8 protein-coding genes are annotated in these 13,800 nt (G+C 69.4%); 4 read left to right on the top strand and 4 right to left on the bottom strand.

Features of this window, described 5'->3' with window-relative positions:
* Positions 1-51: 51 nt before the first annotated feature.
* From ACZ7P3_RS30900 to ACZ7P3_RS30885, 4 genes are all read right to left on the bottom strand, one after another.
* Positions 52-1,668, bottom strand: a complete 1,617-nt coding sequence (locus ACZ7P3_RS30900) for a glycerol-3-phosphate dehydrogenase/oxidase (protein WP_472086648.1) — start codon at positions 1,666-1,668, stop codon at positions 52-54.
* A 47-nt stretch (positions 1,669-1,715) separates the two neighbouring features.
* On the bottom strand, positions 1,716-3,254 hold the full coding sequence (gene glpK, locus ACZ7P3_RS30895) for a glycerol kinase GlpK (RefSeq protein ID WP_472086646.1): 1,539 nt from the start codon (positions 3,252-3,254) through the stop codon (positions 1,716-1,718).
* Positions 3,255-3,332: 78 nt separating this feature from the next.
* On the bottom strand, positions 3,333-4,127 hold the full coding sequence (locus ACZ7P3_RS30890) for an MIP/aquaporin family protein (RefSeq protein ID WP_472086644.1): 795 nt from the start codon (positions 4,125-4,127) through the stop codon (positions 3,333-3,335).
* A 368-nt stretch (positions 4,128-4,495) separates the two neighbouring features.
* The gene (locus ACZ7P3_RS30885) at positions 4,496-5,260 is read right to left on the bottom strand and encodes an IclR family transcriptional regulator (protein ID WP_472086642.1); all 765 of its coding nucleotides are present in this window, start codon (positions 5,258-5,260) and stop codon (positions 4,496-4,498) included.
* 299 nt (positions 5,261-5,559) lie between these two features.
* On the opposite strand from ACZ7P3_RS30885, the gene metH reads away from it, so the two are divergent.
* From metH to ACZ7P3_RS30865, 4 genes are all read left to right on the top strand, one after another.
* The gene (metH, locus tag ACZ7P3_RS30880; protein ID WP_472086640.1) at positions 5,560-9,075 is read left to right on the top strand and encodes a methionine synthase; all 3,516 of its coding nucleotides are present in this window, start codon (positions 5,560-5,562) and stop codon (positions 9,073-9,075) included.
* Between the two features lie 141 nt (positions 9,076-9,216).
* Complete coding sequence (locus ACZ7P3_RS30875; protein WP_472086638.1) at positions 9,217-9,918, top strand: HAD family hydrolase; 702 nt, start codon at positions 9,217-9,219, stop codon at positions 9,916-9,918.
* A gap of 430 nt (positions 9,919-10,348) precedes the next feature.
* Positions 10,349-11,953, top strand: coding sequence for an ABC transporter substrate-binding protein (locus tag ACZ7P3_RS30870; protein WP_472086636.1), 1,605 nt, complete (start codon positions 10,349-10,351; stop codon positions 11,951-11,953).
* Between the two features lie 171 nt (positions 11,954-12,124).
* Entirely contained in the window at positions 12,125-13,705 is a 1,581-nt protein-coding gene (locus tag ACZ7P3_RS30865) for an ABC transporter substrate-binding protein (RefSeq protein WP_472086634.1), read from the top strand.
* Positions 13,706-13,800 lie beyond the last annotated feature (95 nt).

Genomic DNA, 13,800 nt, shown 5'->3' with positions numbered 1-13,800 from the left:
CGGTCCTCGATGCCGCCGGCCCTGGTCAGGGAGTGGGGCCGGCGGCCGGGCTCACTTCTTGTCGAGCAGGTCCTGGACCTTCGCGCGGACCTCGTCCGTGGCAAGGCCCCGGATGGTCAGCGTCGTGCGGCGGCGCAGCACGTCGTCCTGCGTCTCGGCCCACTCGTGGTCGCGGGCCCAGACGACCTGCGCCCAGATCTCCGGGGCGTCCGGGTGGACACGCTCGGCCAGCTCCGGGTTCTCGTTGGCCATACGGGCGATGTCGAAGGCCAGCGAGCCGTAGTGGGTGGCCAGGTGCCTGGCGGTGTCGGCGGCCATGCGCGGGCCGGGCGCCGGGTGGTCCACCAGCAGCCGGTGGGCGACCGCGCGCGGGTTGGCGACACCGGGCAGCGGCAGCTTCTTCGGCAGCGAGGAGATCGGTTCGAAGTCGTCGCCGAGCGGGTGGCCCGGCAGCTCCTCCAGCTTCTGCATCACCGTGCGGCCGATGTGCCGGAAGGTGGTCCACTTGCCGCCCGCGACGGACAGCATGCCGCCGCGGCCCTCGGTGACGACGGTCTCGCGCTTGGCCTTGGCGGTGTCGCCGGGGCCGCCCGGCAGCACCCGCAGTCCGGCGAAGGAGTAGGTGATCAGGTCGCGCTGCAGCTGCTGGTCCCGGACGGAGAACGCGGCCTCGTCCAGGATCTGGGATATGTCCTTCTCGGTGACAGTGACGTCCGCCGGGTCGCCCTCGAACTCCTCGTCGGTGGTGCCGAGCAGCAGCATGTCCTCCCAGGGGAGGGCGAAGGTGATGCGGTACTTGTCGATGGGCGTCGCGAGCGCGGCCTTCCAGGGGGAGGTGCGCTTGAGCACCAGGTGCGCGCCCTTGGACAGGCGGATGGACGGCGCCGCGTTCGGGTCCTCCATCCGGCGCAGGTGGTCGACCCAGGGGCCGGTCGCGTTCAGCACGAGACGGGCGTTGACGCCGAACTCGTCGCCGGACGTACGGTCCTTCAGGTCGGCACCCGTCACCCGGCCCTTGGTGAAGCGCAGGCCGGTGACCTCGGCGTGGTTGAGGACGGCCGCGCCCGCCTCGACGGCCGCGCGGACCGTCATCAGCGCCATGCGCGCGTCGTTCATCTGGTCGTCGCCGTAGACGGCGACGGCCTTGAGGTTCTCGGTGCGCAGCTCGGGCACGTCCTGCGCCGCCTTGGCGGGGGAGAGCAGGTGGCCCACGCCGTCACCGAAGGCGGAGAGCGCGGAGTAGGCGAAGACGCCCGCGCCGAGCTTCGCCGCGCCGTGCGGCCCGCCCTTGTACACGGGGAGGTAGAAGGTGAGCGGGTTCGCCAGGTGGGGGGCCACCTGGCGGGAGACCGCACGGCGCTCGAAGTGGTTCTCCGCCACCAGCTTCACCGCGCCGGTCTGCAGGTAGCGCAGACCGCCGTGGAGCAGCTTGGAGGAGGCGGAGGAGGTGGCGCCGGCGAAGTCGCCGGCGTCGACCAGCGCCACCCTGAGTCCGGACTGCGCGGCGTGCCAGGCGGTGGAGATGCCCAGGATGCCGCCGCCGATCACAAGAAGGTCGTACGACGCCTTGGCGAGCTGCTCCCTGGTCTCGGCCCGGCTCGGGTTGGAGCCGGAGGCCGGGTGCGTCCCCAGGGCAGGCACGGACTTCAGGGTGGACTGACTGGTCATGTCGGGTACTTACTCCTCGTCAGAGCTGTCTGAGCGGTCTGAGCCGCTCAGTCCTCGTCCTCGATCCAGCCCATGGTCCGCTCGACGGCCTTGAGCCAGTTCTTGTACTCACGGTCGCGGGTGTCCGCGTCCATGTTCGGGGTCCACTCCGCGGCCCGGCGCCAGTTGGCGCGCAGTTCGTCGGTGCTGGACCAGAAGCCGACGGCGAGACCGGCGGCGTAGGCGGCGCCGAGGCAGGTGGTCTCGGCGACCATCGGGCGCACCACCGGTGCGTCCAGGACATCCGAGAGGGTCTGCATCAGCAGGTTGTTGGAGGTCATGCCGCCGTCGACCTTCAGGGCCACCAGCTCGTCGCCGGAGTCCTTGACCATCGCGTCGGCGATCTCCCGGGTCTGCCAGGCGGTCGCCTCCAGAACGGCGCGCGCGAGGTGCGCCTTGGTGACGTACCGGGTCAGACCGGCGATCACACCGCGGGCGTCGGAGCGCCAGTGCGGGGCGAACAGACCGGAGAAGGCCGGTACGAAGTAGGCGCCGCCGTTGTCCTCGACCGAGAGCGCGAGCGTCTCGATCTCGGCGGCGGTGGAGATCAGGCCCATCTGGTCGCGCATCCACTGCACCAGGGAGCCGGTGACGGCGATCGAGCCCTCCAGGGCGTACACCGTCGGCTGGTCGCCGATCTTGTAGCCGACCGTGGTCAGCAGACCGGCGTACGAGTTGATGATCTTGTCACCGGTGTTCATCACCATGAAGGTGCCGGTGCCGTAGGTCGACTTGGTCTCGCCCTCGGAGAAGCAGGTCTGGCCGAACAGGGCCGCCTGCTGGTCGCCGAGCGCGGAGGCGACCGGGATACCGCCCAGCAGGTCGCCCAGCTTGCCGCCGGTGACCTCGCCGTAGACCTCGGCGGAGGAGCGGATCTCGGGCAGGATCTGCAGCGGCACACCGATCGACTCGGCGATCTTCTCGTCCCACTGCATCGTGTGCAGGTTCATGAGGAGGGTGCGGGAGGCGTTGGTGACGTCGGTGACGTGCTTGCCGCCGTTGACACCACCGGTGAGGTTCCAGATGACCCAGGTGTCCATGGTGCCGAAGAGGATGTCGCCCGTCTCGGCGCGCTCCCGCAGGCCCTCGACGTTGTCGAGCAGCCAGCGGGCCTTCGGACCGGAGAAGTACGACGCGAGCGGCAGACCGGTCTCGCGGCGGAAGCGGTCCTGGCCGACGTTGCGGCCGAGTTCCCTGCAGAGGCCGTCGGTGCGGGTGTCCTGCCAGACGAGGGCGTTATGGACGGGCTCACCGGTGTTCTTGTCCCACAGCACGGTGGTCTCGCGCTGGTTGGTGATGCCGATGGCCTTGATGTCGTCGCGGGTGATGCCGGCCTTCTGGATGGCTCCGGCGACGACCTCCTGGACGTTGGTCCAGATCTCGTTGGCGTTGTGCTCGACCCAGCCCGGCTTCGGGAAGATCTGCTCGTGCTCCTTCTGGTCGACGGAGACGATGCGGCCGTCCCGGTCGAACACGATGCAGCGCGAGGAGGTCGTGCCCTGGTCGATCGCCGCGATGAACGGGCCGGTGGTGTGGGCGTCGGTCACTGTGTGCTCCTGAAAGTTCCGTGGTGATGGGGCTGTACGTACGGCGCGTGCTTGGCCACTCGTGCTTCGGTGAGCTTCTTAAGCGAATGCGACGTTGTAGATGCCTGCAGCGATCGCGCCGCCGAGCAGCGGGCCGACCACCGGGATCCAGGCATAGCTCCAGTCGGAACCGCCCTTGTTGGGCAGCGGGAGCAGGGCGTGCACGATGCGCGGGCCCAGGTCACGGGCCGGGTTGATCGCGTATCCCGTCGGGCCGCCGAGCGAGAGGCCGATGGAGACGACGACCAGCGCGGTGATCAGGGCGCCCAGGGTGCCGAGGCCGTTGCCCTTGTCGTTCAGGCCCTGCGTGAGGACGGCGAGCACCAGCACCACGGTGCCGATGATCTCCGTGAGGAGGTTCTGCACCACGTGCCGGATCTCCGGACCGGTGGAGAAGATGCCGAGGACCGGCCCGGCGCCCTTCTCCTGGGCCTCGACGGCCTTGGCCGTCGTGGCCTGCGCACCCGGACCGCCGACGATCTCCTTGTCGGTGAGGTGCGCGTGGAACTGGCCGTAGTAGGCCACCCAGACCAGGGCCGCGCCGATCATGGCGCCGAGCAGCTGGCCGCCCCAGTAGACGGGGAGGTTGCTGAAGTCCTTGTCCTTGATCGCGAGCGCGAGCGTCACGGCCGGGTTCAGGTGGGCACCGGAGAGCGGCGCCGAGGTGTAGACGGCCGTCAGAACGGCGAAGCCCCACCCGAAGGTGATGGCGAGCCAACCGGCGTTACGGGCCTTGGAGGCCTTCAGGGTCACGGCGGCGCAGACGCCTCCGCCGAGCAGGATGAGTATGGCGGTACCGATGGTCTCGCCGATGAAGATGTCGGAGCTGGACACCCGCGACTCCTTTGTCCTTCGTCCAGGGGACCGAACCCCGGGTCCCTCCGGGAGTTCGAGCTGCCCTCGGGGGTGAGAGCGATGTGCTGGCCCTTGGCGTTGTCACACTCTAACGCGTATTGCCGGTAGGTGTTCGACAATGCCGACCGATGGACGGGAGTCTTGCTTCGGCGTTACGCGTGCGTCAAGAGTTCTGTTATCGAAAACAGGATCGTTATTGATCGCTGCCGCTTATCGTTCTTCGTCCGCGCACGTACGTTCTCGCCCTATATGTCCATTTCAGGGTAGGGCGAGAACCGGGACGCCGCCTCGCGTCCCGGTCGTCACCGTATGAAGTGGCGCAGGGAGCGGCCCCTGGCCGGGGCCGCTCAGAACCGCCCGGCGCCCAGGTCCCGGGAGACCGCGCGGGCGCAGTCCCGCACCGCGGCGATCAACTCGGGGCGCAGCTCTCCGTCGCGGCACAGCCGCTCCACCGCGCCCGTGATGCCGACCGAGCCCACGGGCATGCGGCGCCTGTCATGGATGGGGGCGGCGACCGAGGCCACGCCCTCCCAGGTCTCCTCCACGTCCGCCGCGTACCCGCGCGCGCGCGTGATGTCCAGGAGGCGCTCGAAGTCCACCGCGTCGCACACCGTGCGGTCCGTGAACGGCTTGCGGTCGGCCTCCATGGCCTCGCTGTGCGCCACCGGGTCGTACGCCGAGAGCACCTTGCCCAGGGCCGTGGAGTGCAACGGCTGCATGGCCCCTATCTCCAGCACCTGCCGGCTGTCGTCCGGCCGGAAGACGTGGTGCACGATCAGTACGCCCTGCTGGTGCAGGACGCCCAGGTGCACGCTCTCCCCGCTCGCACGGGCCAGATCGTCGGTCCACACCAGGGCCCGCGCCCGCAGCTCGTGCACATCCAGATAGGTGGTGCCCAGGCGCAGCAGCTCGGCGCCCAGCTGGTAGCGGCCGGAGGCGTCGTCCTGTTCGACGAAACCCTCCTGCTGGAGGGTGCGCAGGATGCCGTGGGCGGTGCCCTTGGCGAGGCCCAGTGACGAGGCGATGTCCGAGAGGCCGAGCCGCCGCTCGCCGCCCGCGAGCAGGCGCAGCATTGCGGCCGCCCGTTCGAGCGACTGGATGTTCCGTGCCATCGCCGTTCTGTCTCCGTCCCCTTCGACCGTCGACGAACAGCATGGAACACCCGCTGTTCGGCAATGTCGAACACTACCGGTCCATGTCGACCCCCCGCTAATGGACGGACGACACTTGTTACATCTGCGGCGGCCCACCCGTAGTGCCTCGGCCATCCGGGTCCGTCCGCTGCGTCCGCCTCGTGGACGCCGGTGCCCATCAAAGCCCACTCCCGGTTACCCTGACGCCGTGCCCCTTGCCCGGTCCTCGCCGGGGAAGCCGCATAGCCGACAGCCGTCGCACCTCAGGGAGCTCCTTCATGGCCTCGTTGCCAACGTCCCCTCACGCCGACAGCCGGACCCGGGCGTCCGCGCTCCGAGAGGCGCTCGCCACCCGTGTGGTGGTCGCCGACGGAGCCATGGGCACCATGCTCCAGGCCCAGGACCCGACCCTCGAGGACTTCGAGCACCTCGAAGGCTGCAACGAGATCCTCAACCTCACCCGCCCCGACATCGTCCGCTCCGTCCACGAGGCGTACTTCGCCGTGGGCGTCGACTGCGTCGAGACCAACACCTTCGGGGCCAACCACTCCGCCCTCGGCGAGTACGACATCCCCGAGCGCGTGTACGACCTGTCGGAGGCCGGCGCCCGGGTGGCCCGCGAGGTCGCCGACGAGTTCACCGCCAAGGACGGCCGGCCCCGCTGGGTCCTGGGCTCCATCGGCCCCGGCACCAAGCTGCCCACCCTCGGCCACGCCCCCTACACCACCCTGCGCGACGCCTACCAGCGCAACGCCGAGGGCCTGGTCGGCGGCGGCGCCGACGCGCTGCTCGTGGAGACCACCCAGGACCTGCTGCAGACCAAGGCGGCCGTCCTCGGCGCCCGCCGCGGCCTGGCCGCCCTCGGCCTCGACCTGCCGGTCATCGTGTCCGTCACCGTCGAGACCACCGGCACCATGCTGCTCGGCTCCGAGATCGGCGCGGCCCTCACCGCGCTGGAGCCGCTCGGCATCGACATGATCGGCCTGAACTGCGCCACCGGCCCGGCCGAGATGAGCGAGCACCTGCGCTACCTCGCCCGCAACGCCCGCATCCCGCTGTCCTGCATGCCGAACGCGGGCCTGCCGGTCCTCGGCAAGGACGGCGCCCACTACCCGCTCGGCGCGCCGGAGCTGGCCGACGCCCAGGAGACCTTCGTCCACGAGTACGGCCTCTCGCTGGTCGGCGGCTGCTGCGGCACCACCCCCGAGCACCTGCGCCAGGTCGTGGAGCGCGTCCGGGACCTCACCCCGCCCGAGCGGAACCCGCGGCCCGAGCCGGGCGCCGCCTCCCTCTACCAGTCGGTGCCGTTCCGCCAGGACACCTCCTACCTGGCCATCGGCGAGCGCACCAACGCCAACGGCTCCAAGAAGTTCCGCGAGGCCATGCTGGAGGCCCGCTGGGACGACTGCGTGGAGATGGCGCGCGAGCAGATCCGCGAGGGCGCGCACATGCTCGACCTGTGCGTGGACTACGTGGGCCGGGACGGCGTCGCCGACATGGAGGAGCTGGCCGGCCGCTTCGCCACCGCCTCCACCCTGCCGATCGTCCTCGACTCCACCGAGGTCGACGTCCTGCAGGCCGGCCTGGAGAAGCTCGGCGGCCGCGCGGTGATCAACTCCGTCAACTACGAGGACGGCGACGGTCCCGAGTCCCGCTTCGCGAAGGTCACCCAGCTCGCCCAGGAGCACGGCGCGGCCCTCATCGCGCTGACCATCGACGAGGAGGGCCAGGCCCGCACCCCCGAGAAGAAGGTCGAGATCGCCGAACGGCTGATCGACGACCTGACCGGGAACTGGGGCATCCACGAGTCGGACATCCTCATCGACACCCTGACCTTCACCATCTGCACCGGCCAGGAGGAGTCCCGGGGCGACGGCATCGCCACCATCGAGGCGATCCGCGAGCTCAAGCGCCGCCACCCGGACGTCCAGACCACGCTCGGCCTGTCCAACATCTCCTTCGGCCTCAACCCGGCCGCCCGCATCCTGCTGAACTCCGTCTTCCTCGACGAATGCGTCAAGGCGGGCCTGGACTCGGCGATCGTGCACGCGAGCAAGATCCTGCCGATCGCCCGGTTCTCCGAGGAGGAGGTGCAGACCGCCCTCGACCTCGTCCACGACCGCCGCACCGAGGGATACGACCCGCTCCAGAAGCTGATGGCCCTCTTCGAGGGCGCCACCGCCAAGTCGCTGAAGGCCGGCAAGGCCGAGGAACTGGCCGCCCTCCCGCTGGAGGAGCGCCTCAAGCGCCGCATCATCGACGGCGAGAAGAACGGCCTCGAGGCCGACCTGGACGCGGCCCTCCAGGACCGCCCGGCGCTCGACATCGTCAACGAGACCCTCCTGGACGGCATGAAGGTCGTCGGCGAACTGTTCGGCTCCGGCCAGATGCAGCTGCCGTTCGTCCTCCAGTCCGCCGAGGTCATGAAGGCGGCCGTCGCCTACCTCGAACCGCACATGGAGAAGTCGGACTCCGAGGGCAAGGGCACCATCGTGCTGGCCACCGTGCGCGGCGACGTGCACGACATCGGCAAGAACCTCGTCGACATCATCCTGTCCAACAACGGCTACAACGTCGTCAACCTGGGCATCAAGCAGCCGGTCTCCGCGATCCTGGAAGCCGCCGAGGAGCACCGGGCCGATGTCATCGGCATGTCCGGTCTCCTGGTCAAGTCCACGGTGATCATGAAGGAGAACCTGGAGGAGCTGAACCAGCGCGGCCTCGCCGCCCGCTTCCCGGTCATCCTCGGCGGCGCCGCCCTCACCCGGGCCTACGTCGAGCAGGACCTGTACGAGATCTACGAGGGCGAGGTCCGCTACGCCCGCGACGCCTTCGAGGGCCTGCGCCTGATGGACGCCCTGATCGGCGTCAAGCGGGGCGTGCCCGGCGCACAGCTGCCCGAACTCAAGCAGCGCCGGGTCCGTGCGGCGGCCGCGGTCCAGATCGAGGAGCGCCCCGAGGAGGGCCACGTCCGCTCCGACGTCTCCACCGACAACCCCGTGCCGACCCCGCCGTTCTGGGACACCCGGGTCATCAAGGGCATCCAGCTCAAGGAGTACGCGAGCTGGCTCGACGAGGGCGCGCTGTTCAAGGGCCAGTGGGGCCTGAAGCAGGCCCGCACCGGCGAGGGGCCGACCTACGAGGAGCTCGCGGAGACCGAGGGCCGCCCCCGCCTGCGCGGCCTGCTCGACCGGCTCCAGACGGAGAACCTCCTGGAGGCCGCCGTCGTCTACGGCTACTTCCCCTGTGTCTCCAAGGACGACGACCTGATCATCCTGGACGAGCGCGGCAACGAGCGCACCCGCTTCACCTTCCCGCGCCAGCGCCGCGGCCGCCGGCTGTGCCTGGCCGACTTCTTCCGCCCGGAGGAGTCCGGCGAGACCGATGTCGTCGGCCTCCAGGTGGTCACCGTCGGCTCACGCATCGGCGAGGAGACCGCCAAGCTCTTCGAGTCCAACTCCTACCGCGACTACCTCGAGCTGCACGGACTGTCCGTGCAGCTGGCGGAGGCGCTCGCCGAGTACTGGCACGCCCGCGTCCGCGCCGAGCTCGGATTCGCCGGCGAGGACCCGGCCGGCATCGAGGACATGTTCGCCCTGAAGTACCGGGGCGCCCGCTTCTCCCTCGGCTACGGCGCCTGCCCCGACCTGGAGGACCGCGCCAAGATCGCCGCGCTCCTCCAGCCGGAGCGGATCGGTGTCCACCTGTCCGAGGAGTTCCAGCTGCACCCGGAACAGTCCACCGACGCCATCGTGATCCACCACCCCGAGGCGAAGTACTTCAACGCACGCTGAGCCGGTGGCGCGGGCGGCCGCCACGCCCGCGCCGGCCGCAGGAGGCGTTTGCCCGCCGGGAGTCGTACACTGGTCGGTCCACCGCAGGCCGGTTTCCTTCCCGGGAACCGGCCTGGTCGTCCCTCAAGGAGGTGCGCCAGGATGACCAGCACGGTCCCCGCGCTCGGAACCCGTACGGCCGAAGGCTCAGCCCTGCAGGCCGTGCTCCTCGACATGGACGGCACCCTGGTGGACACCGAGGGCTTCTGGTGGGACGTCGAGGTGGAGATCTTCGCCGCCCTCGGCCACACCCTGGACGAGACCTGGCGTCATGTCGTGGTCGGCGGTCCCATGACGCGCAGCGCGGGGTTCCTGATCGAGGCCACCGGCGCCGACATCACCCTCGCCGAGCTCACGATCCTGCTCAACGAGGGGTTCGAGGCCCGTATCGGCCGCGCTCTGCCGCTGATGCCGGGCGCCGCCCGGCTGCTCGCCGAGCTCTACGAGCACGAGATCCCGACCGCCCTGGTCTCCGCCTCGCACCGGCGCATCATCGACCGTGTGCTGGCCTCGCTCGGGCCCCGGCACTTCGCCCTGACCGTGGCGGGCGACGAGGTCTCGCGCACCAAGCCGTACCCGGACCCGTATCTGCTGGCCGCCGCCGGGCTCGGCGCCGATCCGGCCAGGTGCGCGGTGATCGAGGACACCGCGACCGGCGTCGAGGCCGCGGAGGCCGCGGGGTGCCGGGTCGTCGCCGTACCCTCCGTGGCGCCCATCGCAGCGACCGGCCGGCGCACCGTCGTGACCTCTCTGGAAGAGGTCGACCTGGCATTTCTGCGCGGCCTGATGACGGAAATGCGCTAGCCGTTCACCCAGCGTGCAAAGCGCATTGGTCCGGTTGGACAAAAATCCCGGGCAGTACACCCAGGTGGAATTCGACGTGGGCCGCGGCTGAATTCCGGTAACCGCCAACCCAGTTGGAAGTGTGACATTCCCCACGTCCATAGATCTCGACAATGCGACCCAAGTGTGCGGGCCACCCTCGTTCGGGGTGAATCGGCGTGCCCTTGTGTCCCGATTGGTGGGACGCTGCACTAATCCTGCCGCTGTCGGGTTTTCGGTGTGTCCACACCCGGTTTCACTGCGTGATGGGGCCTCAACTCACGGGGCTGTGAACCGTCCTGCGGGCGCGGACTAATCTCGTCGCGAGAACATCGCCGCAACCCCCGTGGACCGCCGCGCCACCCCTGCATGCCGGGTACACGGACACGAACAGCTCTGGAGAAACTCCCGCATGAACCGCAAGACTTTGGTGCTGCCGGCCGTGGCCGGCCTGCTCACGCCGGTTCTCGCCGCGTGCGGCGGATCCGACAGCGGGAGCAAGAGCAGCGACGCCATCGTCGTGGGCACCACGGACCGGTTCACCGCCACCAGCGACGCCCCCGCCCCCGTCGACCCCGCCTACGCCTACGACGTCGGCACCTGGAACATCCTGCGCCAGACCGTGCAGACCCTGATGACCCAGCCCAAGGGCGAGGGCGAGCCGGTGCCGGACGCCGCCGAGAGCTGTGCCTTCACCGACAGCGGCAGCGAGCGCTACGCCTGCAAGCTGCGCGCGGGCCTGAAGTTCGCCAACGGCGACGACGTCACGGCCGCGGACGTCAAGTACTCCATCGAGCGTGCGCTGCGCATCAAGGCCGACAGTGGCGTCGCCGCCCTGCTCAACACCGTGGACACGGTCGAGACCCAGGGCGAGCGCGAGGTCATCTTCCACCTCAAGACGGCCGACGCCACCTTCCCGTACAAGCTGTCCACCCCGGTCGCGGGCATCGTCAACCCCAAGGACTACGCGAAGGACAAGCTGCGCGACGGCTTCGACGTCGACGGTTCCGGCCCCTACACCTTCAAGGCCGACGTCAAGGACAACGCGATCGTCTCCGCCACCTTCACCAAGAACCCCTCCTACAAGGGGTATGTGCAGCTGGAGAACGACAAGGTCGTGATGCGCTCCTACGACGACGCGCAGGCCATGGGCAGCGCGATCGACAAGGGCGACATCGACGTCATGACCCGCACCATGTCGCCGGCGCAGATCCAGAAGCTCGACAGCGGCTCCGACCCGAACGTCGACCTGGTCGACATGCCGGGCCTGGAAATCCGCTACCTGGCCTTCAACACCAACGCGCCCACCGTGAAGAGCAAGGCCGTCCGCCAGGCCATGGCCCAGCTCATCGACCGCGGCGAGATCGTCTCCAAGGTGTACGGCACCCAGGCCGAGCCGCTGTACTCGCTGGTCCCGGCCACCCTGACGGGCCACTCCAACTCGTTCTTCAACAAGTACGGCAACCCCAGCGCCGCCAAGGCGAAGGACGTGCTCAGCAAGGCCGGCATCACCACCCCGGTCAAGCTGACGCTGCACTACACCACCGACCACTACGGCTCGGCCACCAAGCAGGAGTTCCAGATCCTGCAGAAGCAGCTCAACAACAGCGGCCTGTTCGACGTCACCATCCAGGGCCACCCCTGGTCGGCCTTCCGGCCCGCCGAGCAGAAGGGCCAGTACGACGTCTACGGGATGGGCTGGTTCCCCGACTTCCCCGACGCCGACAACTTCCTCGCGCCCTTCCTCGACAAGGACAACTTCCTCGGCTCGCCGTACTCGAACAGCAACATCCAGCGCACGCTGATCCCCGAGTCCCGCCGCGAGGCCGACCGGCTCAACGCAGCCAAGAGCCTGACCGAGATCCAGGACACCGTCGCCGAGGACGTCCCCGTGCTGCCGCTGTGGCAGGGCAAGCAGTACGTTGCCGCGCGGGACGACATCACGGGCGTCTCCTACGCCCTCAACTCCTCCTCGACGCTCCAGCTGTGGACGCTCAGCCGCGGTGCGAGCGACTGACGTCTCCAGCACGGGGTGTCGCCGGGCCGGCCGGCGGGAACTGACGGCGCGCTTCGCCCGACCAGCGGGGCGTGCCGGTCCCGCATCGTCGGCCGGACCCACACGGCACCCTCCGTCCGGGGCACGAAACGGGGGCCTCGGATCGACGAACCGACGACAAAGGCACATGCAGTGAACATGCGCAATCAGTGGCCGGTCCTGCCCATCGTGGCGGGGCTGGCCTCAGGCCTGTTGACCGGCTGCGGCACGGAGAACGGGACTTCCGGGGGAACCGGCTCCTCCGTGGTGATGGGGATGTCCGACGACGTCCTCGCCACAGACCCCGCCTCCGGCTACGACCCCGGCTCCTGGCTGTTGTTCAACAACGTCTTCCAGTCGCTGCTCAGTTTCCCCAGGGGCGCCACCCAGCCCGCACCGGAGGCGGCGAAGGACTGCTCCTTCAGCGACGACCGGGCCACGGTCTACCAGTGCGAACTCAAGCCCGGCCTGAAGTTCAGCAACGGCGACTCGCTCACCGCCGAGGACGTCAAGTTCTCCTTCGACCGCATGCTGAAGATCAACGACCCCGCCGGCCCGGCGATCATGTTCCCCACGCTGGACAAGGTCGAGACCCCCAACGCCAGGACCGTCGTCTTCAGGCTGAAGGTCCCCGACGCCACCTTCCCCAGCAAGATCGCCTCCGGCGCCGGCTCCATCGTCGACCACCGGCAGTACGACGCGAACGGCCTGCGCACCGACGACAAGGCCGTCGGCTCCGGGCCCTACAAGCTGGACTCCTTCGACGGGGACCAGGCGGTCTTCTCCGTCAACCCCGACTACCAGGGCACCGCCAAGGCCAAGAACTCCGGCGTGACCCTGAAGTTCTTCCACGGCGACCGCACCGCACTGAAGAAGGCCCTCGAAGACGGCGACATCGACCTCGCCTACCGCGGCCTGACCGCCACCGACATCGCCCAGCTCGACCGGCAGGACGACACCAAGGGCATCGACGTCGTCGAGGGCAGCAGCGCCGAGGTCCAGCACCTGGTCTTCAACATGAAGGACCCGGTCGCCGGCAAACTCGGCGTCCGCAAGGCCATGGCCTACCTCATCGACCGCGACGCCCTCGTCAAGAACGTCTACCAGGGCACCGCGACCCCGCTGTACTCGATCATCCCGGCCGGCATCGCCGGCCACAACACGGCCTTCTTCGACACCTACGGCGCCCGCCCCTCCAGGGACAGGGCCGCCGCCGCACTGCGTGCCGACGGCATCACCGGCAGGGTGAAGCTCACCCTCTGGTCCACGCCCTCCCGCTACGGCCCCGCCACCGACCAGGAACTGAAGGCCATCGCCGGCCAGCTCAACGCCAGCGGACTCTTCCAGGCCGACGTCAGGTCGGTCGCCTTCGGCCAGTACGAGAAGGACATCGCCCAGGACCGGTACGGCGTCTACGTGAAGGGCTGGGTGCCCGACTACCCGGACGCCGACAACTTCACCGCACCGTTCTTCGGCAAGGACAACGTGCTGGGCAACCACTACCGCAACAGCACCATCACCGGCACCCTCATCCCGGGCACGGCCGCACAGAGCGACCGCGGCGCCACCGACCAGGACTTCGGCAAGCTGCAGAACATCGTCGCCGACGAACTGCCCGTGCTGCCCGTCTGGCAGGCCAAGCAGTACGCGGTCGCCCGCGACGGCGTCTACGGCCTGGAGTACTGCCTGGACGCCTCGACCGTGTTCCGGTTCTGGGAACTGAGCAAGGGCTGACGGCCGCCCGGGCCCGGCCGGCAACGCCCTGGGCCCGGTGCCACGCAGGGCGCCCCTCTCCGCCGGAGAAGGGCGCCCTGCGCGTCGTACGGGGG

The organism is Streptomyces sp. NPDC107581, assembly GCF_055657175.1.
The sequence above is the reverse complement of the archived record's forward strand: the minus strand, read 5'-3'. Positions and strand labels throughout refer to the sequence as shown.